Origin of the sequence: Kitasatospora sp. NBC_00315, from assembly GCF_041435095.1 — a bacterium.
GTDB lineage: Bacteria > Actinomycetota > Actinomycetes > Streptomycetales > Streptomycetaceae > Kitasatospora.
The window spans coordinates 8,095,989-8,115,546 of record NZ_CP108025.1 but is presented as its reverse complement, the minus strand read 5'-3'; the positions used below and the strand labels follow the sequence as shown (position 1 = coordinate 8,115,546).

Genomic DNA, 19,558 nt, shown 5'->3' with positions numbered 1-19,558 from the left:
GGCCCCGCCGGGCTGCCCGCCGTCTGAAGGAGGGGCGGGCAGCCCGGCGCCTGGTGGCGTCCGATCAGCTCGCGGTGCAGGCGAGGGTCGGAGCGGTGTTGGTGCCGCTGTAGTTGGCGTTGAAGCCGAGGCTGGTGGTGCCACCCGCCGCGATGGCGCCGTTGTAGGCGGTGTTGTTCACCGTGATGACCTTGCCGGACTGGGCGTAGGTGCCGTTCCAGAGGTTGGTGACCGTCTGGTTTCCGGTGTAGGTCAGGGTGACCTTCCAGCTGTTGGTGGCGGCGGACCCGTTGTTCTTGACGGTCACCGCGCCGGTGAAGCCGGAGCCCCAGTCGGACGAATTGGTGAAGGTCGCGGTGCAGCCGGTACCGGTGCCGGTCGGGGTGGGCGACGGGCTGGTGGTGGTGGTCGGGCTGGGCGACGGGCTGCTGGTGGGCGTGCCGGTCGGGGTGGGCGACGGGCTGGTGGTGGTGCTGGCCCCGTGGCTGACCGTGATGTTGGAGCTACCGCTGCTGCCGTAGCCCTCGGTTGCCAGGATCTCGTAGTTCGGGGTGCCGAGGTTCAGGCCCGCCTTCGCCCATGCGGTGAAGAAGTTGGACACCGTGATGGTGCCACCGGTGCGCTTCGACTGGCGGATCGCCCAGAACTGCGTGAAGTTCGAGCTGTCGCCCTCGATGGACGGGGCGTTGGTGCGCTGCGTCGAGTACAGGTCGTACGTACTGCCGTCGCTGGCGACCGTGCCCAGCTTGGTGGCGCCCGAACTCGGGTTGTAGTTGCCGTAGTTGTCGACGATGTAGTACTCGATGAGCGGGTTGGTGGTCCAGCCGTACAGCGACAGGTAGCAGTTGCCGTTGCAGTTCCACGAACCCGAGTAGGTCACGGCGTCGGTCGTGCCCGGGTTCCAGCCCTTGCCGGCGACGAAGTTGTTGACGTTGGTCCACGTCGTGCTGTACTGGCCGCCGGCGCCCAGGGTCATGGAGGCCTGGCCACTGTTCTGGCTCCAGAACGAGTAGAAGTACCCGTTGTTGGTGCCGGTGCCGTTCGACGAGATGGTCGTGTCGGCGTTCGCGACGGTGGGGATGACGAGCACGGCTGCGAAGGCCACGGCAAGGATGCTCGCCTTGCTGACGAGCCGTGAGAGGCGGTTGCCTCGGATGGGGCGGATGAGCTTCACGTGCGTGCTTCCTCTTCGGTGGGGGCGGACAGAAGGGTGCGTCATGACGTGACCCGGCACGGCGCCGCGGCCGAGGTGGTGGCCGGCGCGTGCGGGCGTCGTACAACGCGGGTGTCGTGCAACGCGGGCGTCGTACAACGCGGCGGGCGGCCGGACGCCGCAGGGTCGGCGGCCGGAGAACACCTGGGGACCAAGTCGTGATGGCCGACCTGGATCGGCCGCCGTGGGGCCTGCCGATGGCGACGATGCTGGCCCGCACCTTTCGGACTGTCAATACTTTCGACAAATTTGCGAAAACTTCGCGAGCGGCGAAGGATCCCGCGATTGAAAGTATCGCCTGCTCACAGGCAATTGGGGAGACCTGCCCGCCTAATCGGGTAACTTCGAGAAGGTCTCAGCTGGTGAAGGCTCGAAAGAATGGCGATCAGGAAAGATCATCCACTTCGAAAGTTTCGAGCCATGAGCCGATCATTGTCGATGCCAGCCGGGAACGTCGCTCGCCCCCTGACGGAGGCCAGGGGGCGGCGTTGTCAGGTCGAGTGAGTGCTCGGGAGAATGTTCCGGTTCGGGGGGTGTCCACGTCGACCGCACCGGCGCTCCCGACGCCACCTCCCGCCGTAGAACGCAGTCGGGGCATCGTCACCGACACGATCGGCCGGCTGCCGGCAGTGCTGGTCACCGCCGCAAGCGTCCAGCACGGCACCGCCGGCCGCGGCCGCCACCGCCGAACATCCCACCCTCCCCACCCGGCGCGGAACCCGACCACCGAAGACAGGGGCATACCGCCCACCGTCAGTGGACGCACGGCGCAGTGCCGGCGTCCAGCCGGCGACACCGAGGGCGCAGCGGCCGTCCGGAGCTGAAATCTGCCGCTGCGGGTCAGCTGGGCGGCGGAACGAGTCCACGGCTCAGAGTCTCCAGCGGTCGTGACAGCAGTTCGGAGAAGGCGAGTTCGGCGGCTCCGATCAGGACGGTGTCGTTACCGAGTTCGCTGACACGCAGACGCAGGTCTGTCCGGGATGCGGCGAGGGCGCTGGTGTTCACGCGGCTGCGCACTTGGGCGGCGGACCCGAGGAAGACGTCCCGGAGGGTGCCGCCAAAGACGATCAGATCCGGGTTGAAGAGGTTGACGAGGTTGGCGACGCCGATGCCGAGCCAGTCTCCGACCCGGTGCAGTGCCGCGCGAGCGGTGACGTCGCCCCGGTCGGCGGCGGTGACCACTGCTCGTACGGCGTCGGTTCCGGTGATGCGGCTGTCGCGGCCTGCGGCTTCCAGCAGGGCGCGCTCGCCCGCTTCGGCTTCCAGGCACCCGTAGGCTCCGCAGCCGCACGGCCGGCCCTGATAGGGGTTGACCGTGGTGTGGCCGATCTCGCCGGCGTATCCGCGCCGGCCGCGCAGGAGTTCGCCGTCGATGACGATGCCGGCGCCGATGCCGATCTCGCCGTGCAGATAGATGAGGTTCTGGCTGCTGCGGCCGGCACCCCGTCGGTGTTCGGCGAGAGCGCCGAGATTGGCCTCGTTGGCGACGAGGACGGGGGTTTCCAGGCAGAGCCTTGCGGCGAGTTCGGCGGAGAAGTCGACGTCTTTCCAGCCCATGTTGGGGGTGTGGCTGACCAATCCGTCGGGGTGGCGTACGATGCCGCGCACTGCCACCGCGACCCCGACGCAGGAACTGCCGGCAGGAGCAGCGGTCAGCATCTGCCGGGCGTACTCGGCCAGGATGTCGGCCACCTCGGTGGGGTCCTGCGGACGGTCCGAGGGCCAGGCGCACTCGCGCCGGTCCAGGAATACGCCACCCAGGCCGAGCAGGGCGGCGGTCAGCCGCTCCACGCCGATGTCCAGGGCGAGTACGTGCGCGCGGGTGGGCTCGGGCCGGACCACGAGGGACGGGCGCCCGGCGCGGCCGGTCACTCTGGGCAGTTCCTCGTGGACCAGGCCGGCCGCGGTCAGGTCATTGACCAGGGCCAGGATGGTGCTGCGGTTGAGCCCCATCCTGGTTGCCAGGTCGGCTCGTGAAGTGGGTCCGCCGAGGTGGACGTGGCGTAGCAGGGCGCCGAGGTTGTGCTGGCGGATCTCTTCTTGGGAGGGGCCAGCCTTCATCGGGGCGCGAACCTCATCGTTGGACGGAGCGGCGGCGGGACAGGGCGTCCACGCCGGCGGCCACCAGCAGAACCGAGCCCGTGACAGCGTACTTGACCCCGGAGGTGTAGCCCATGAGGCCCATGCCGTTCTGGATGACGGCGACGACCAGGCCGCCCAGGACGGCGTCCACGACGCGGCCGCGGCCGCCGAAGAGGCTGGTGCCGCCGATGACGGCGCTGCCGACGGCGAGGAGCAGGACGTTGCTGCCTCCGGTGTTGGGGTCCACGGAGTTCCCCCGGGAAGCGGCGATGATGCCGCCGACGGCTGCCAGGCAGGAGCAGACCACGAAGGCGGTGATACGGATGAAGGAGACGTTGATTCCGGCGCGGCGGGCTGCTTCCGCACTGCCGCCCACGGCGTAGACGTGCAGGCCGAAGCCGGTCCGCTGCAGGGTGAACGTTCCCAGCAGGACGAGGGCTCCGATGACGGGCACGACGATCGGGACGCCCTTGAGGGAGGCGACGACGATGTTGCGGCTGCGTTCCTCGTTGAGGAAGTACACGGCTGTCCCACCGACGGCGGTGATCGCGGCGATTCGCACGGTCAGGAGGGCGGCGGGGATGCCGGGCAGGTCTCGGTTGCGTCGGTCGCGGCTGCGGCGCAGTTGGAGGGCGGCGGACGCGAGGACGCAGCCGGCCAGCAGTGCCCAGCCGAGTGCGGGGCTCAGGTTGTCGTTGGCGATGGCCAGGACGGTCGGGTCCTGGACGGAGATGTTGGTGCCTTCCTTGAGCAGGATGAGCACGATGCCCTGGAACCCGAGGAACGCGGCCAGGGTCACGACGAAGGAGGGGATGCCGACTTTGGAGACGAGGGTGCCGATGAGCAGTCCGATGGCTGCGCCGGTGAGCATGGCGGCGGCCACCGCCGCGTACCAGGGCCAGCCGTGGTTGGTCAGCAGGATCGCCAGGACGGCGGCGCAGACGCCGCTGGCGTATCCGGCTGACAGGTCGATTTCGCCGAGGAGCAGGACGAAGACCAGGCCCATGGCGATGGCGATGCTGCCGGCGCTCTGGGTGAGGAGGTTGGCGAAGTTCAGGTCGGACAGGAAGACGGGTCGCAGGACGGCGAAGAAGACGCACAGGACGACCAGGCCGCCGACGGCGGGCAGGGCGCCGAGTTCGCCTCCGCGCAGTCGTGCCAGGTAGCTGCGGGTGATGTCTCTCAGCGTGGGGGCGGGTGGGGACGCGTCCGCGGCGCGGGTGGACCGGTTGGGCTGGTCCGGCTTCTGGGATGCGACGGCGGCGCTCATGCGGCGGCTCCCTTGGAGGTGGTGGTGAAGCCCAGATCACCGCTGCGGCCCGAGGTGATGAGTTCGACGACTTGGGCGTGGGTCACGTCCGAGGTCCTGACCTGGGCGGCCATGCGCCCCAGGTAGAGCGTGGCTATTCGGTCGGAGACCGCGAAGACGTCGTTCATGTTGTGCGAGATCAGGACGACGCCCAGGCCGTTGTCGGCGAGTCGTCGCACCAGTTCGAGGACCTGTGCGGTCTGGGCGACGCCGAGGGCGGCGGTGGGCTCGTCGAGGATGACGAGCTTGCTGTTCCACAGCACGGCTTTGGCGATGGCGACGGTCTGGCGCTGGCCGCCGGAGAGGCTGGAGACCTTCTGGCGAAGGGACTTGACCGTGCGCACCGACAGGCCCTTGAGCGTTGCCGCGGCCATCTCCTCCATGGTCGAGTCGTCGAGCACCATGCCACGGCGTATCTCACGTCCGAGGAACATGTTCTGGACGATGTCGAGGTTGTCGCAGAGTGCGAGGTCCTGGTAGACGATCTCCACCCCGAGGGTGGCGGCGTCGCGCGGGCTGTGCACCTGGACGGGGCGGCCTTCGAACAGGTAGTCCCCGCCGTCGATGGCGTGGATCCCGCCGATGCACTTGACGAGGGTCGACTTGCCGGCGCCGTTGTCGCCGACGAGGGCGGTGACCTCGCCCGCGTGTGCGCTCAGGGCGACGTCGTGCAGGACTTGGACCGGACCGAAGCTCTTGTCGATCCCGCGTAGTTCCAGGATCGGTGGCTGTGTCATGGGAAGGACTCCTGAAGGTCGGGCGTGCGCGGGCCCGTCTGCTGTGAGGTCGGGGCCCGCAGTGCGGCCGGGTGTCGGCTTACTTGATGCCGGCATCGGCACACAGCGCCGCGTAACTACCGGTGCACAGGTCGGTCTTGGAAACGAAGCCGTCGTTGACGACGTCCTGGATGTTCTTCTTGAAGACGGCCACCGGCGTCAGGAGCGCGGCGGGGACATCGCGGTTGCCGACCGGGTCGTGGGCGGTGGCGGCGGCCTGGCCCTTCTTGCCGTGGGCGAGGTCGATCGCCATCGCGGCCGCCGCGTCGGCCTCCTTCTTCACGGCCTTGTAGACGGTCATGCACTGGTCGCCGGCGAGGATGTTCTGCAGGCCCTGCACGGTGGCGTCCTGACCGGTGATGGGGACCTGCCCGTTGCGGTGGTTCTTGCGCAGAACGGCGATGGCCGCGTTGGCCAGGCCGTCGTTGGCCGCGAGCACCCCGGCGATGTTCGGCTGGCTGGTGAACATCTGCTCGAAGATGATCCCGGCCTGGGCGTTGTCCCAGTCGGGCACCGGCTGATTGGGGCCCTTGGCGTACTCGCCCGAGGCGTACTTGGGGTCAAGAACGCTGTTGTAGCCGTTGGCGAAGAGCGTGGCGTTGTTGTCCGTCGGTGAGCCGTTGAGCTCGGCGACGACGGGCGTCTTGGCGCCCACGTCGCTCAGGCACTGCGCCAGACCCTGCCCCTGCAGCTTGCCGACCTCGGTGTTGTCGAAACTGACGTAGTACTGGGCGGAGCCTCCCAGGGTGAGCCGGTCGTAGTCGATGGTGGCCACGCCCTGCGCCTTGGCCTTGTCGAGGACTGCCTTGCCGGTGCCGCTGTCGAGGTTCACGATGACCAGCACGTCCACGCCGCTGGTGATCATCTGGTCGGCGATCGTCTGGAACGCCTGCTTGTCGCCCTCGGCGTTCTGGATGTCGTAGTCCACGCCGGCCGCCTTGAAGGCCGCGGCCAGGTATGGCCGGTCGGCGGTCTCCCAGCGGACGGAGGACTTGCTGTCCGGGAGGATCACGCCGATCTTCGGCTTCTTGGCGCCGGCAGCGCCGTCGGTGGCGCTCGGCGAAGAGCTCGCGCAGGCGGTCACTGCTGTCAGGAGGGTCACGGTTACGGAGGCAGCGGCGAGGAGTCTCTTGTTGCGCATGGACAGGGTCCTTTCGGATGCGCCCCGTCCGGTAGCGGAGGGAGGGACGCGGAGAGGGGGAGGGCGCCGTTGAGGTGGGCACGGAGCGGAGGGCGATGAAAGTTGTGAGCGGCAACTTACGGGCTGTGGCAGGAGCACGCCAGCCCTCCGGTGGACAATTCGTCGTAACGATCGGATCTCCCCGCACCCCCGACCGATCCGAAGCCGGTCGACGCCCGGGGCGGCTACCGTCCGACGCGCGCCAGGACGGCACTCCAAAGAAAACTGTCTTCGCGTCAGAGCCGGGCCGAAGCTCCCGGGCCACCGTCTCGGGCACGGCAACACTCGCCCTGCGCCACACGGAAGTAGGAACGGATCCCGTCCATCCCCTTGACGACTTTTGTCGTCAGCGTCAACAATCGTCGACGCGAGGCAACGGCCCACCGCACCACGGAAATCCGGTCCGGTTCCTCGACGGGGTGATCCCTCTGCCGGAACGGTCACGACGGAGGCACAAGTAGCCGTCTTCCAGGAGCGTTTCGACCTTCATGGTCGGCCCCGGGAAGGTGAACCTCTCCTGCGCGGAGATGCGGCTCCGCATTCCCGGCCACCCTCGACTCCGGCGACGACGGGAGGCGGTGACGTCCAGGCGGAGTTGGGCGCCGGGCCAGTGGCCACCGTGGGCGAGGACCATGGTGACGGTGCGGTCGCAGATGGGTCTGCAGGCGGGCGGCGAGCCGCTCCGACATCCGGGCGGGCGGGCGGACCAGGAGCAGGTCGCAGGCGCCGGCCAGGGCGGTGACGGCCGCGATGGCAGCCGGGTCCGTCCTCACGCCGGCCGTCCCGAGGCTGGCCGGCGACGGACCCGTCAGCGGGCGCGGGACTCGCGGTCCTGACCTCCGGCCTGCCGCGCCAGGGCCCGAGTGCCTGGAGTCCGCTCAGGAGCCGTCCCGGTAGGCGTCAGGGCGGGACGGCTGTCCGGGACAAGCCCTGACGGGTGGACGGTCGGCTCGGTGACGCCCCGAGGCCGCCTCGCGGGTTCGAGCCCGGTACCGCGACTGACGAACCTGGCGAAGAGTCGTGTGCTACCGACTCGAGGGCCGGCCAACCTCCCCTGCTACGCCCTACTCCTCCGGCTCCCAGGCGCGGAGCAGGTCGAACAGCCCTGCGTCTCCGTCTACGTGCAAGGAGTCGGCCTGGATACGGTCGTACAAGTAGAGGACCAGCTCACTGGCCGTGCCATGGATGGAGGCGCCGGCTGTGTCCGCGTCCTCGCCGGTCGCGGCAGTGAACGCGGGGACGCGGGTGGAGCGTGCGCCGTCGCCGTCGACCGTGAGGCGCCAGGAGCGGCCCTCGGCGGCGTGGAAGCCGAAGGCCGTGGGCTTGTGCGGCCAGGCACTCTGCGTTGCGCAGACGGTGAACAGGAACTCCTCCACACCGTCGAGTGCCACCTCGACCGGCAGCGGCTGCGGGGCGCCCCCGGTGAGTTGGGCGTCATACGTGTGCACCGCGCTCTCCTGGGCCCGATGCCGGGCGACTCCACCGGAGGTCCGCGGCGTCTGCAGGGCACTCCACCACGCCCAGCAGCCGGCGTCCGATCCTGCCTCGCGCAGGGCGCTCAGCAGAAGCTGCGTCGACGCGGCCAGCCAGGCCAGCAGGGCCTCACGCTCCCGCGGCACCTCCAGAGCGGCGCGCGCAGCGGTGGCCTCGGCCGGGGGAGCGTCGGCAGGCCCCGCGCCGACGATGGCGGCCCAGAAACGGTCTCCCCCACCCAGGTGCTTCACCAGATCGAACAGCGTCCACCCGGGGCAGGTCGGCACCTGTTCGTCGAGACCGGGCGCGGCGGCGACCGCGGCGCGGAAGGCGGTCGACCGTTCATCGATCAATCGCAGCAGGTCAGGGAACTCAGGATTCTTTTCCACGCCGGATGTCTATCACCGTGCTCCGGTGATCGGACAGCGATTTTCACAGGCCGGGGGTTGGCCATGGCGGACGTTGTCCTCGCCTCCCACCGCTCGGGTGACGAGCCGCGCACTGCTGCGGGGACGCTGGTGGTGGCGGTGTGCCCGGCGTCGTGCCTGTGGCTGCTCTCGTCCCACCGCGCGCCCGGGCACCTCGGCGACGTGACGTCCACCCACGCGGATACCTCGTACGGGCCCGTCGGACGAGCACCGCCACCGGTCGGCGGGCAGCGCGGGCGGTGCGGGACTCAGTGCCGCCCTCCGAGTCCCAGGAGCAGGAAGTGACACCTGATGACAGACGCGACCGTCCCGGCCGAGTCCGTGGAAGCAGCGGAAGGTCAACGACATCCAACTGCCCACCGATCACACAATTCTGCGGATTCCTCCGATGCACGAGCTCACCAGTAGATCAAGCCGTGAGGAACGGCTTGAGGAGGCACAGAAGTGGCTCGGGGCGGTGGAGCGGGATGATGTGCCCACAGTCCTCGATGATGTGACCGACCAGGTCGTCGGCCAGGGGCCGTAGCTGCTGTTCGAGCGCCCTCCCCACGGGGTGGGCCCCGATGGCCATGGTGGGCACGGTGAGCCGACGGGAGTCGGCGGCGTCCTGGACCTGGCGAGCGCTTGTGGGCAGTGCGCGGTAGTACGAGAAGGCGCAGTGCAGGGCCGCCCTGCCGGTGTAGGCGCTGACGAAGGCGTCACGGATTTCGGGGCGGAGCCCCTGCCCGAGGGTGCCGGAGTCGAGGAACCAGTCGATGTACTGCGCTTCGTGGCCCGTCAGTACGGTCTCCGCGAGGCCGGGTACCGAGTGGAAGCCGAACCACCACGGCGCTCCGCCCGCGAGGAAGCCTTCGGCGCCCGGGAGCCTTCCGAGGAGCGATTCCATGACCACCAGGCGTCGCACGAGGTCGGGGCGGCGCATGGCCAGGAGGAAGGCCGGCGGGGTGCCTGCATCGATGCCGATCACGGCTGCGGAGGTCTCACCGAGAGCATTCAGGAGGGCTTCGGCGTCGGCGGCGAGGGTCCCGGCGTCGTACCCGTCCGCCGGTCGCGTGCTGGCGCCGAGGCCGCGCAGGTCCGGGGCGATCACCCGATGCCGTTCGGCCAGTGGACCCAGGACATCGGTCCACAGCCGCCAGGTGTGCGGGAAGCCGTGCAGCAGCAGGACAGCGGGACCCTCCCCGGTGATCGCCACGTTGAGTTCGACGCCGTTGGCCGTAACGCGGCGCAGCTCTATTTCGGGCCCCTGGTGAGGAACGGTGTGGCGCGGCACGAGAGACACGATGACCTCTTCTTGGTTACCAATGGTGACAACCAAACGTTAGGTAACTACGGTGGGGAGGCCAAGACCGCACCTTCGCCACAGGTGGTGAGCTTCGAGTGACCTCCCCTGCACCGCGTGCGCCGGAGCGCGCACGCGGTGATCTCTTCTCCCCGCAGTGCCCGACCCGGCGTCTGCTCGATCGGATCGGCACGAAATGGACGTCGATGGCCGTCAAGGTGCTGGCGGAGGCGTTCCCGGGCGAAGTGCGCTTCGCGGAACTGCAGCGTCGGATGGCGGGCATCTCGCAGAAGATGCTGTCGGTGACTCTCCAAGGGCTGACCCGCGACGGGCTGGTCAGCCGGAGGGTGGAGCCCACGGTGCCGCCCCGTGTGCACTACCGGCTCACCGAGCTGGGCCTGTCGCTGGAAGCTCCCCTGGCCATGATCCGCAACTGGGCCGAGGAACACATGGCCGAGATCGACCGCGCCAATGAGCTCAACGGGGAGCACCCGGCCAACGACTGACGCCGTCTCCCCGTGCAGGCGTTGGGTGCCGCAGCGCTTTCACCCACCCGGTGTCACCTCGGGACCACCGGGGGCAGGTTCGTGCGGGCCGCGTTGATCGCCAGGGCCATGGCCTGGACCGCAGTCATCTGCTGGTGGGCAGCTACACCATCCGGGAGCGTCACTCCCACAGCTCGGCGCGGCCCTGGTCGGCACCTACGTGCTCCGCAACGTGGTCAACGGCGAGGCGCGCGTGCTCAACCTGAGTGCGGCCCAGCCGGCGATGGAGACGGCCGCCGCGGAGCCCTTTCCGCCGTGAAGGCCCGGTCCGTACCCGCGCCCTCACTCGGACACGAGAGGACCGCGGTCCTCCACTTGGGCCGGTTTCCCTCTTTGGCCCGTGCGGCGGCGGCCCGGCCGGTACGCTCCCGCTCATCGCGGTGTGTGAGTGCCGTATGACAGTCCGTTCGCCGCAGCAGAATGCGCAGGAGGCCCATCATGCCGTCCGACTTCTCCCCGCCCCCTGGGCGCCGGCGGCGCGGTCTGCTCCCCGTCGCGGCCGTCACGGTGCTGGCCGCCGCGACGGTCGGCGGATGCTCCTCGGACGCTTCGCCGAAGCGGGCTGCCCCGCCGTCCACCATCACCGCGGCGGCCACGGCGAGCCCCTCCCCGAGTGCGGCCGCCGCCTCGCCCACCCCCGAGTCGCCGACCGCGCAGTCCCCGACCGCGGAGCCGCCCGCCACACCGACGGTGACCGCCACGGCGCCCACGGCCTACGGCGCCAGACCCGCCGACGCCTGCACCATGCTGACGGCCGCCCAGGTCGCCGCCGCCGTGGGAACGGGTGACCGCTTCGTGGGCACGCATCAGGACCCGGCGCAGGACGGCAGTGAGGTCTGGGGATGCACCTGGGGTTCGCGGCTCTCCTACGCCTCGCTCAAGGAGCTGACGGCCGTGCAGTTCGCGTACTCCATCGGCTCCCCGGATCTCGCCACCACGCGGGCCCCCGGCATCGGCGACCAGGCGCTCATCGCGGCGAGGAAGAGTGACGGCGGTGCCCCGCACCTGGCGTTCCTGGCGGGCCTGCGCTACTACGTCCTGGAGGTGGTCGTGGACCGGGGCAGCGTCGGCGCGGCCGACGCCGGCCAGGAGATCGCCGCGGAGAAGCAGCTCGGCACCCTCCTTGCGACGGCACTCAAGGGCTGACCGCCTCCGCCGCTCCGACGCCAGGTAGGCCGACCCCCGACCGCCTGTGGCAACGCCCCGTGGAATCCGCCGCCTGCCCCGGCCCGGATACTCGCTCTCACCGGCACCGCCGAACTGCTCAACCTGCTGCCGCGCGTGGCCGGCACGAGGCTGGGGCGAGGGTCCCGGCGGCGGACCAGTCGATGGCAGGGCCCGCCTCTCGCGCGCGTAGGCGGGCAGCGTTCCGTGGTCGGGCCGCACTTCGAGCAGCTCCCGTCGCGGTCCGGCGCAAGCCCAACCCCTGAAACCCCGGACCCCGTGGCACACAACGCAGGTCCAGCGGTCACCGTCGCGGACGGACCAGCCGCTCCCCCTCTTGCGCCAGGACTTCCGTCCGGTCGGTGCTCTTCAGGTCGCCATACGCTCATTCTGCCTTGGGGCGGCTTCCAAGGGGACACTCGATTGCTCTGACTGTCCCCGAGCCGTCACAACACCGGTCACGACCGTTCATGATCGCGCTTCCGGTGACGCTCCGTGGCTCTCGGTGACACCCGGCTACTACTCCAGCTGTAGATCGTGATCAGGGTTGTTGGGCAGCCTGTCGCCGGTAGTGGCTGGTGCGGGCGCGGGCTTGGTGTCGCCGGCGCCAGTCCGACCAGCGGAGTCGGTGCGCGAGGCTGCGGGGCGGCGGGGTGGTGAATGCCGCGAAGAGGCGTCGGATCTCGCTGCACGTCAGCGGGGCGAGATCCGACGCCTCTCCAGCTCGGCACTCAGGTGAGGGTCCCCCCCGTAGACCTCGTCGCCGGTGGCCCAGCGTGAGCTCTCACTGAATCTGATCCATGCTGAGCGGCGCTGAACTGCGGTGGATCAGATTCGGTGAGACATGAGGCAGACGACCATATGTCAATGAAGTCGATCTGCCTCTGGTCAGACGGAAACAATGCCTCAGCGGCGGCCAGAGACGCGCCGAGCACCATTGCGGATGGCCGGCACGGTCAAGCCTGTTCCGGCCATCCGCTATACGGGCCCGGACGCCGGCGCGGCGGCCTCGCGGGCGTAGTCGGTGAGGTCTTTTGGTTGGCGGCCCGGGGCCTCCTCGACGTGGATCTTTACCTCGCCGTCGACTGGCGACCTCTCGACAACCGGTGTGCCGGTGTCGGCTTCGGGCACGCCCCGAGCGCTTCGTGACTACTTCAACCGTTGGCGGATGCGTTGCCGTGCTTGGAGTGCCGAGAGCGTGGGCACGATCGCGGGCGTTCATCGCGGCCGGAGGCTCAGGAACCAGCCACGTTCGTGGGCGCGGTCCAGCCGGTGGCCCGGATCCACTCGACCAGGTCCAGGGCGGCCGGCTCGATCGAGCGCACCACCGCGAGGTCCGCAGGGTGTTCCGCCGCCTTCGCGAACTCGCGGAACATCACCCTGTCGAGGTCGGTGGGAAGCACGCTCAACGGGAGGGCCTCGTACCGTGCCGGGAGCCCGGCGCGGGCGCCGAACGCCGCTGCGATCTGGGGGCCCGTCAGCTCGTCACCGACGAGCTCGACGGCTCCGCCAGGCGCCTGGGCGGTGTCGAGCAGGAGCGCGGCGGCGACCCGGCCGATGTCCCTGATCGAGATCATCTTCAGGGCCACGTCCTCCGGCAGCGGCATCCTCAGCACGATCTCCCCATGCTCCAGGCTCGGTGCCAGCACGCTCGCGAAGTTCTCCATGAAGGCGGTCGCGCGAACCATCGACGCCCTGATGCCGGACTTCCTCATGTACTCCTCGATCGCGTGCTTCGAGTCGTGGTGCGGCACACCCCGCTCCCGGTCCGCTCCGAAGACCGAGTTGAACACGACGTGCGGGACGCCCGCCTCGGCCGCCGCGTCGACCAGCGCGGTACCGATGCGGATCTCCGCCTCGACCTCTTCGAGGCTGTTCGCCTCCGGGGTCATGAAGTAGAACCCCTCGACCGCCGCCAGCGCGGCGGCCAGCGACGCCGGGTCGTCGGTCCGGACGGCCGCCAGCTCGACGCCGCGGGCGGCCAGCGCCTGCGCCCGGTCGGACTGCGGGTCGCGGACCAGAGCCCGCACCCGCGCCTTGTGGTCCAGCAGCGCGTCGACCACCGCCCCGCCCTGCTGCCCCGTCGCGCCGAAGACTGCGATCGTGCCGGTCTTCTGAGTGCTCATCACTGCCACCTTTCACTAGTTCACGCCGTGAACGAAATTAGTTCACGGCATGAACTTCGTCAAGGTGTGGGTGTGGCGAGACCTCACGGTGCGATGGGTCAGTTCGAGGCGGGCGAAGAGAGGTCCGAGGTGTCCACGATGGCGGTGGCCACGCGCTCGAAGTCGCGCCGGTCGTCAGCGTCGAGGTTCCTCGCGATCTCGGGCAGGCGCTTGGCGACCTCGGCGTAAACGGCCTCGGCGAGCACCTTCCCCGTGGGCGTCACACCGAGCATGACGACCCGTCGGTCCCGAGCCGAGCTTTCCCGGCCGACCAACTCGCGCCGCGCGGTGCGATCGACCAGCTGGCTCAATGCATTCTTGGTCATGCCCAACGACGCGGCGAGGTCAGCCATCTGCCGCGGCTCGTCCCTGACTGCGCAGAGCAGCGTGGCCTGCGAGGGGGTCAGGTCGAACTCGGCGCAGATCTGCGCGTACTTGCGTTGAATCACCACCGAGAGCCAGAAGAGCTTGTCGCCATAGTCCACGCTGACCTCCCCGGTCCGATGGCGAACAGCCTACTGGCCGCGGGCCGGCGGACTGCGCCACCCACCAGGAGATGCACACCTCCGCGAGCCCGGCCTGGCACTCGCACCCCAACCACTTTGATCGACTCAAGTGCCCCAGCTGTAGATCTTGATCTTGCTGGTGGAGGCGGTCCGCGGACGAAGACGGCCACCGTTGATCATCGTGAGTTGTGTCGACAAACGAAGATCAGCCGGTGGCCGTGGGCCACAGCGCAGACCCTGCCCGGTGGCAGTCGGTATTCGAGGGCCTGATGGCGCGGGTGGCGGGCCGGTTCGCCCGGGTGGAACCGCGTCGCCGGGCGCGCGGACTCGTGCTGGGGCTGCTCGCGGACCTGCCGAGAAAGAACTGCTGGACGATCGCCGAGCACACCGGTGACGCCAGTCCGGCCGGTATGCAGCACCTGCTCAGCCGGGCCCGCTGGGATGCCGACCAAGTGCGTGACGACATACGCGAGTTCGTAGTCGATCACCTCGGTGACGAGGACGCCGTGCTGGTCGTGGACGAGACTAGGGACCTGAAGAAGGGCTCGTCGAGCGTCGGGGTCCAACGCCAGTACACCGGCACCGCCGGCCGGATCGAGAACTCCCGGATAGCCGTTCACCTCGTCTACACGAGTGCGGCCGGGCACGCCGCGATCGACCGCCGCCTCTACATCCCGCGCTCCTGGACCCAGGAACCCGAGCGGTGCCGCGCGGCCGGCATCCCCGACGACCTGATGTTCGCGACCAAGCCCGCCCCTGGCCACCGAGATGATCGGACACGCCCCCGACGCCGGCGTCCGGGCCGCCTGGGTCACCCGCGACGAGGTCTACGGCGGCGACCCGCACCTGAGCGCCGACCTGGAGCGACGTCAGATCGGCTATGTCCTGGCCGTCTCACGCAAACGGCCTGTCCCCACCCACGCGGGCGCCTTCCCGGCCGGCGTCCTGGCCCACGGCCTGCCGAAGAACGCCTGGCAGCAGCTCTCGGCAGGCCCCGGGGCCAAGGGCCACCGCTTCTACGACCGGGCCCAGGTCGAGATCACCAGCCCGCCCGACACCCCGGGGCATCGGTGGCTGCTCACCCTGGCCATGCTCGCGCACGCGTTCCGGGCCGTCACCGCCGCCATCGAACGGGCCACGACCACCACGAACCCGAGCTCAGCCCGCTGACCCGCAACGAGATCCAACGACTGTTCGCAGCTCTGCTCGCGCCCGCCCGCGACTTCGCCCACCGCCTGCGCTGGTCCGCATGGCGCCGCCTACACCAAGCACGCTCGCGCACCAGCCACTACCAGCGACAACTCTCCCAACAACCATGAAGATCACGATCTACAGCTGGAGTACTACGCGAGCTCGCCGGTGAAGTGCCGCGAATCCGCCTTGACAGGCCAAGTGATTAGCCGCCATATTAGTTATATGACGAGGGGCGACATCGATGGCGAGGCACCCACCCTGGACCAGGCCAGGCGGCAGGTCGAGCACTACGGCCTGGCGGTCGATCCGCAGGCGATCCTGGTCGCGGTGCGGCTGATCTCGGCGGGCGCGAGGGTCGGCCGGGCGGCCGAGGCGCACTTTGCCCGGTTCGGCCTGTCAACGGGCCGCTACCGCCTGCTCGCCGACCTCGAAGACCACGGCGGGGAGAAATCCCCCTCGCGCCTTGCCGCCGACCTCGATGTCTCCAGGGCCACCGTCACCGGCCTGCTGGACGGCCTTGAGCGCGAGGGTCTGATCGCCCGCCGCCCGTCCACGGAGGACGGCCGGGGCACGGTGGCCGTCCTGACCGCGCGCGGGGCGCAGCTCCTGCGCGACATGGCACCCGAGCATTTCGGTCAGCTTGAGGCGATGGTGGGCGGGCTCTCCGTCGAGGAGCGCGCGGTGTTCCTGGATCTGCTCGCCCGCGTCGTGCGCGGCAGTGCGGCCCTGGCCGCTGACTGACCCGGCTCTCAGCCGGTTCGGCCCCGCCCTCCGGGCAGGGCCCTTTTTACGAGCTAATAGTTAGCTCCCTAATTATATTGGCGGAGTAGACCTGCCACCCCGCCCCGCACTCGCGTCCGTCGCGAACGAGAAAGAGGCCAGCATGCCCGCACCAAAGGACACAACCAGCCGAGACCGGGCGGGTTCCCGGCCGTCCCGGCCGTTCACGCTGTGGCGCGAGGTGCTGACCGCCTACGCCGCCCCCGCACTGATGGCCGGTACCGCCGGAGTCGTCACCGGTCAGCGAGACCTGGCCGTGGCCGCCTGCTCCTCCATCGCCGGCACCTCCGCCGTGGTGGCGTTCCTGGTCGGCACCTGGCTGCGGCACGGCGGGCAGCCCCGACGGTGGACCACCACCACGCCGCGCGTCGCCCTGACCGCCGCACTCGTCATCACCGCCGCCGGCGTGGCGGCACTGCTGGGATGGTTCACCGCCCAATGGCTACCCGCCCACACTCCGATCCCCGCCAGCCCGTGGCTGGAGCGCCTACGCATCGACCTGCCCGTCTCGACAGCCCTCGCCACCACCATCGTCACCCTGCGCTGGCGCAGCACCACCACGGCATCCCCGGCATAGCCCGCCCCGACACCGAGCCCGCCCGCCCCACGAGCCCCAGCCCCAGCCCGAGCCCCAGCCCGAGACCCAGCCCGAGACCGAGACCGAGACCGAGACCGAGACCGACCGAGCCCGCCCCGGCAGACGCCGCCGGCAAGTCGCCAAGGAATGAGTACACGATGATCGTTGTCATGGGAGCGACCGGAGCAACCGGCAACGCCCTGCTCCACAGCCTCCTCACACTCGGCATACCCGTCCGCGCACTGACCCGCACCCCGCACAGGCCGATCCCCGGCATCACCGGCGCACACCATCCGCCCGTCGAGGTTCAGTACGCCGACGCCACCGACCCCCACTCCCTGCACGCCGCCTTCAAGGACACCAGCCAGCTCTTCCTCGCCATGGCCAACAGTCCCGCACAGGTCGAACTCGAAACCCGTGTCATCGACATCGCCGCCCAGGCCGGCGTCGGACACATCGTCAAGATCTCCGCGCCCGCCGCCGAACCCGACTCCCCGGTCGCCGTGTCCCGCGGACACCACACCGTCGAGGAACACCTGCGCGCCAGCGGCCTCACCCACACCGTCCTGCGCCCCTACGCATTCATGCAGAACCTCCTGCGCCTGGCCCCCACCATCGCCCAGGGCGTCATCCTCGGCACGATGGGCGACGCGCCCTGCAACTACATCGACTGCCGCGACATCGGCGACGTCGCCGCCGCCGCCCTCACCAGGCCCGACATCGCCGGAGGCACCTACACCCTGACCGGCCGCGAAGCCGTCTCCTACCCCACCCTCGCCTCACGATTGACCACTCTGACGGGCAATCAGATCAACTACGTCAACCTCACCGCGGGCGAACTGCGCGACAACCTCATCCACGACGCGCACATGCCCACCTGGCTCGCCGACCACGTGACGGAGATCCAACAACTCTCCATCACCCGAGCCGAAACCCCCACCAGAACCGTCATCGACGTACTCGGCCGCCCGCCCCGCACCCTCGACGCCTTCCTGCACGAGCACCACGCCCGCTTCCGCCGGTAGCAATGTGACACTCCCAGCGAGTCGGTTGTCATGCCGACGCTGATGGCCGTGGCATGGCCGCGGCCATCAGCGCGGCGCACCTGCGGCTGCATTTCGAGGCCGACGAAGAGGATCGCGTCACGTCAGGTTGAGGTGCGGGTCCTGTCCCCCGCCGACACCATCCCCTCGCGCCGACCCGAACGGAAGCACGTCAACAGTGGCCCTGTACGGGCGTCGGCCCCGTGCTCGCGGGGATCTCTCCTGAACTTCTGAAGTCAAGGCCCGTCCGAAGGGGCGGGCCCACGCATGGACGCCGACCGCCCACTCCCCTCGCGCCGGCCTCCGCACCTGAAGCAATGCCCCTCGCCCCAGAGGTCCGCGACGCCGCACGCCAGCGTCTCGGCCCCCTGTCCTCACGGCGGCCCGAGCCAGGATCACCCGACCGGGGCGCCACACTCGAACCAGCACTCAACAAGATCAACAAGATCAAGAATTTCCCAACTTCCTTTGTTTTCAACGACTTGATCCATCCGATCCCTCGAGGCAAGCCCGTTTACAGGCACTTGACGGCCGGTTACTTTGGACGGTGGGAGCGCTCCCAAGAACCAATGCTGGCATGAGCATGATCTTCATTCAGACGGCCTGCCCGGCCGGGACGGCACGGACAGGCCCCATCCACCAAGGTGGTGAGAGTTTCATGTCACGACGCAAGACCTCCTCGATCGTCGCGGCCATCGCAACCGCGGCCGCAACGATCTGCGCGCTGCTACTGGGCTTGACTCCGGCGCACGCACACGGCGTGGCGATCGTGCCGGGCTCGCGCACATACCTGTGCTACGAGGACGGGCTCACCGGCTCCGGGTCGCTGACGCCGACCAATCCGGCCTGCCAGGCCGCCGTTGCACAGAGCGGCACGACCCCGCTCTACAACTGGTTCGCCGTGCTGGACTCCAACGCGAACGGTCGCGGCCAGGGCTACGTCCCGGACGGCACCCTGTGCAGCGCCGGAAACAAGTCCCCGTACGATTTCTCCGCCTACAACGCCGCCCGTGACGACTGGCCCAAGACGCACCTCACCTCCGGTGCCACGATCGAGGTCGACTACTCCAACTGGGCCGCGCACCCGGGTGAGTTCCGGATCTACCTGACCAAACAGGGCTGGTCCCCCACGACCCCGCTGGCCTGGGCCGACCTGAGCCTTCTCACCACCGTCTCCAATCCGCCGCAGGTGGGCACCCCCGGGACCGACGGCGGTCACTACCACTGGAACATGACCCTCCCGTCGGGCCGTGACGGCGCCGCCGAGATGTTCATCCAGTGGGTGCGCTCCGACAGCCCGGAGAACTTCTTCTCCTGCTCCGACCTCGTCTTCGACGGCGGCAACGGCCAGGTGACCGGCATCCACCTGCCGACCTCCTCGTCCTCCCCGACGGCGACGCCGACCTCCTCGTCCTCCCCGACGGCGACGCCGACCTCCTCCCCGACCGCAACGCCCTCCTCCACTCCGACGGCGACGCCCACCAGCACGATGCCGAGCAGCGGCTGCATGGCGACGTACAACCTCGTCAGCTCCTGGAGCGGCGGCTTCCAGGCATCGGTCGAGGTGATGAACCACAACTCCTCGCCGGTCAACTCCTGGACACTGACGTGGCAGACGGGCACCGGCACCACGATCACCAGCCTGTGGAACGGAACGCTGACCACCTCCGGCAGCAACGTGACGGTGAAGAACGCGGCCTACAACGGCACCATCGCCGCGAACTCCAGCACCACCTTCGGCTTCACCGCCAACTCCACCGGCAACAGCTTCCCGACCGGTTCCATCTCCTGCACCACCTCGTGACCCCCGCGCCCCGGCCCGGGGCCCCCGCACGACCCAC

The 19,558-nt window shown here is 69.4% G+C and carries 15 protein-coding genes and 2 pseudogenes; 7 read left to right on the top strand and 10 right to left on the bottom strand.

The window, feature by feature from the left end:
- Positions 1-64: 64 nt before the first annotated feature.
- The 7 genes from OG823_RS33660 to OG823_RS33630 form a co-directional block, all read right to left on the bottom strand.
- Positions 65-1,105 (bottom strand): glycoside hydrolase family 11 protein, encoded by a 1,041-nt coding sequence (locus OG823_RS33660; protein WP_371484155.1) that lies wholly within the window; start codon positions 1,103-1,105, stop codon positions 65-67.
- Positions 1,106-2,053: 948 nt separating this feature from the next.
- Positions 2,054-3,274: an ROK family protein gene (locus tag OG823_RS33655; protein WP_371484154.1), complete on the bottom strand. Its 1,221-nt coding sequence runs from the start codon at positions 3,272-3,274 to the stop codon at positions 2,054-2,056.
- Between the two features lie 13 nt (positions 3,275-3,287).
- Entirely contained in the window at positions 3,288-4,565 is a 1,278-nt protein-coding gene (locus tag OG823_RS33650) for a sugar ABC transporter permease (protein WP_371484153.1), read from the bottom strand.
- Positions 4,562-5,341: an ATP-binding cassette domain-containing protein gene (locus tag OG823_RS33645; protein WP_371484152.1), complete on the bottom strand. Its 780-nt coding sequence runs from the start codon at positions 5,339-5,341 to the stop codon at positions 4,562-4,564. The genes OG823_RS33650 and OG823_RS33645 overlap by 4 nt, the downstream gene beginning before the upstream one ends.
- 79 nt (positions 5,342-5,420) lie before the next feature.
- Complete coding sequence (locus OG823_RS33640) at positions 5,421-6,521, bottom strand: sugar ABC transporter substrate-binding protein (protein ID WP_371484151.1); 1,101 nt, start codon at positions 6,519-6,521, stop codon at positions 5,421-5,423.
- Positions 6,522-7,624: 1,103 nt separating this feature from the next.
- A complete protein-coding gene (locus OG823_RS33635) occupies positions 7,625-8,422 on the bottom strand; it encodes a maleylpyruvate isomerase family mycothiol-dependent enzyme (protein WP_371484150.1) in 798 nt (265 codons plus the stop codon).
- A 448-nt stretch (positions 8,423-8,870) separates the two neighbouring features.
- On the bottom strand, positions 8,871-9,743 hold the full coding sequence (locus OG823_RS33630; RefSeq protein WP_371484149.1) for an alpha/beta fold hydrolase: 873 nt from the start codon (positions 9,741-9,743) through the stop codon (positions 8,871-8,873).
- A 98-nt stretch (positions 9,744-9,841) separates the two neighbouring features.
- Between OG823_RS33630 and OG823_RS33625 the strand changes: the two genes are divergently transcribed.
- The gene (locus OG823_RS33625; protein WP_371484147.1) at positions 9,842-10,249 is read left to right on the top strand and encodes a winged helix-turn-helix transcriptional regulator; all 408 of its coding nucleotides are present in this window, start codon (positions 9,842-9,844) and stop codon (positions 10,247-10,249) included.
- 477 nt (positions 10,250-10,726) lie between these two features.
- Complete coding sequence (locus OG823_RS33620) at positions 10,727-11,434, top strand: hypothetical protein (RefSeq protein WP_371484146.1); 708 nt, start codon at positions 10,727-10,729, stop codon at positions 11,432-11,434.
- Positions 11,435-11,993: 559 nt separating this feature from the next.
- On the opposite strand, the pseudogene OG823_RS33615 reads toward OG823_RS33620, so the two are convergent.
- The 3 genes and pseudogenes from OG823_RS33615 to OG823_RS33605 all read right to left on the bottom strand — a co-directional run.
- A pseudogene (locus tag OG823_RS33615) lies at positions 11,994-12,200 on the bottom strand (IS701 family transposase); the annotation flags it as partial.
- Between the two features lie 487 nt (positions 12,201-12,687).
- Positions 12,688-13,578 carry an NmrA/HSCARG family protein gene (locus OG823_RS33610; RefSeq protein WP_371484145.1) on the bottom strand — a complete coding sequence of 297 codons (891 nt, stop codon included), beginning with the start codon at positions 13,576-13,578 and terminating at the stop codon, positions 12,688-12,690.
- A gap of 98 nt (positions 13,579-13,676) precedes the next feature.
- Positions 13,677-14,102: a MarR family winged helix-turn-helix transcriptional regulator gene (locus OG823_RS33605; protein WP_371484143.1), complete on the bottom strand. Its 426-nt coding sequence runs from the start codon at positions 14,100-14,102 to the stop codon at positions 13,677-13,679.
- A gap of 290 nt (positions 14,103-14,392) precedes the next feature.
- Here OG823_RS33605 and OG823_RS33600 point away from each other — a divergent pair.
- The 5 genes and pseudogenes from OG823_RS33600 (at position 14,393) to OG823_RS33580 (ending at position 19,521) form a co-directional block, all read left to right on the top strand.
- A pseudogene (locus tag OG823_RS33600) lies at positions 14,393-15,442 on the top strand (IS701 family transposase).
- 97 nt (positions 15,443-15,539) lie between these two features.
- Positions 15,540-16,058 (top strand): MarR family winged helix-turn-helix transcriptional regulator, encoded by a 519-nt coding sequence (locus OG823_RS33595; protein WP_371484141.1) that lies wholly within the window; start codon positions 15,540-15,542, stop codon positions 16,056-16,058.
- Between the two features lie 142 nt (positions 16,059-16,200).
- Entirely contained in the window at positions 16,201-16,674 is a 474-nt protein-coding gene (locus OG823_RS33590; RefSeq protein ID WP_371484139.1) for a hypothetical protein, read from the top strand.
- A 170-nt stretch (positions 16,675-16,844) separates the two neighbouring features.
- Positions 16,845-17,699: an NmrA family NAD(P)-binding protein gene (locus tag OG823_RS33585; RefSeq protein WP_371484138.1), complete on the top strand. Its 855-nt coding sequence runs from the start codon at positions 16,845-16,847 to the stop codon at positions 17,697-17,699.
- Between the two features lie 676 nt (positions 17,700-18,375).
- Positions 18,376-19,521 carry a lytic polysaccharide monooxygenase gene (locus OG823_RS33580; protein ID WP_371484136.1) on the top strand — a complete coding sequence of 382 codons (1,146 nt, stop codon included), beginning with the start codon at positions 18,376-18,378 and terminating at the stop codon, positions 19,519-19,521.
- Positions 19,522-19,558 lie beyond the last annotated feature (37 nt).

Coding starts and splice junctions, on each gene's coding strand:
- OG823_RS33655 (WP_371484154.1), bottom strand. CDS start 3,274: ATGAAGGCTGGCCCCTCCCAAGAAGAGATCCGCCAGCACAACCTCGGC.
- OG823_RS33650 (WP_371484153.1), bottom strand. CDS start 4,565: ATGAGCGCCGCCGTCGCATCCCAGAAGCCGGACCAGCCCAACCGGTCC.
- OG823_RS33640 (WP_371484151.1), bottom strand. CDS start 6,521: ATGCGCAACAAGAGACTCCTCGCCGCTGCCTCCGTAACCGTGACCCTC.
- OG823_RS33620 (WP_371484146.1), top strand. CDS start 10,727: ATGCCGTCCGACTTCTCCCCGCCCCCTGGGCGCCGGCGGCGCGGTCTG.
- OG823_RS33645 (WP_371484152.1), bottom strand. CDS start 5,341: ATGACACAGCCACCGATCCTGGAACTACGCGGGATCGACAAGAGCTTC.
- OG823_RS33580 (WP_371484136.1), top strand. CDS start 18,376: ATGTCACGACGCAAGACCTCCTCGATCGTCGCGGCCATCGCAACCGCG.
- OG823_RS33590 (WP_371484139.1), top strand. CDS start 16,201: ATGCCCGCACCAAAGGACACAACCAGCCGAGACCGGGCGGGTTCCCGG.
- OG823_RS33585 (WP_371484138.1), top strand. CDS start 16,845: ATGGGAGCGACCGGAGCAACCGGCAACGCCCTGCTCCACAGCCTCCTC.
- OG823_RS33595 (WP_371484141.1), top strand. CDS start 15,540: ATGACGAGGGGCGACATCGATGGCGAGGCACCCACCCTGGACCAGGCC.
- OG823_RS33610 (WP_371484145.1), bottom strand. CDS start 13,578: ATGAGCACTCAGAAGACCGGCACGATCGCAGTCTTCGGCGCGACGGGG.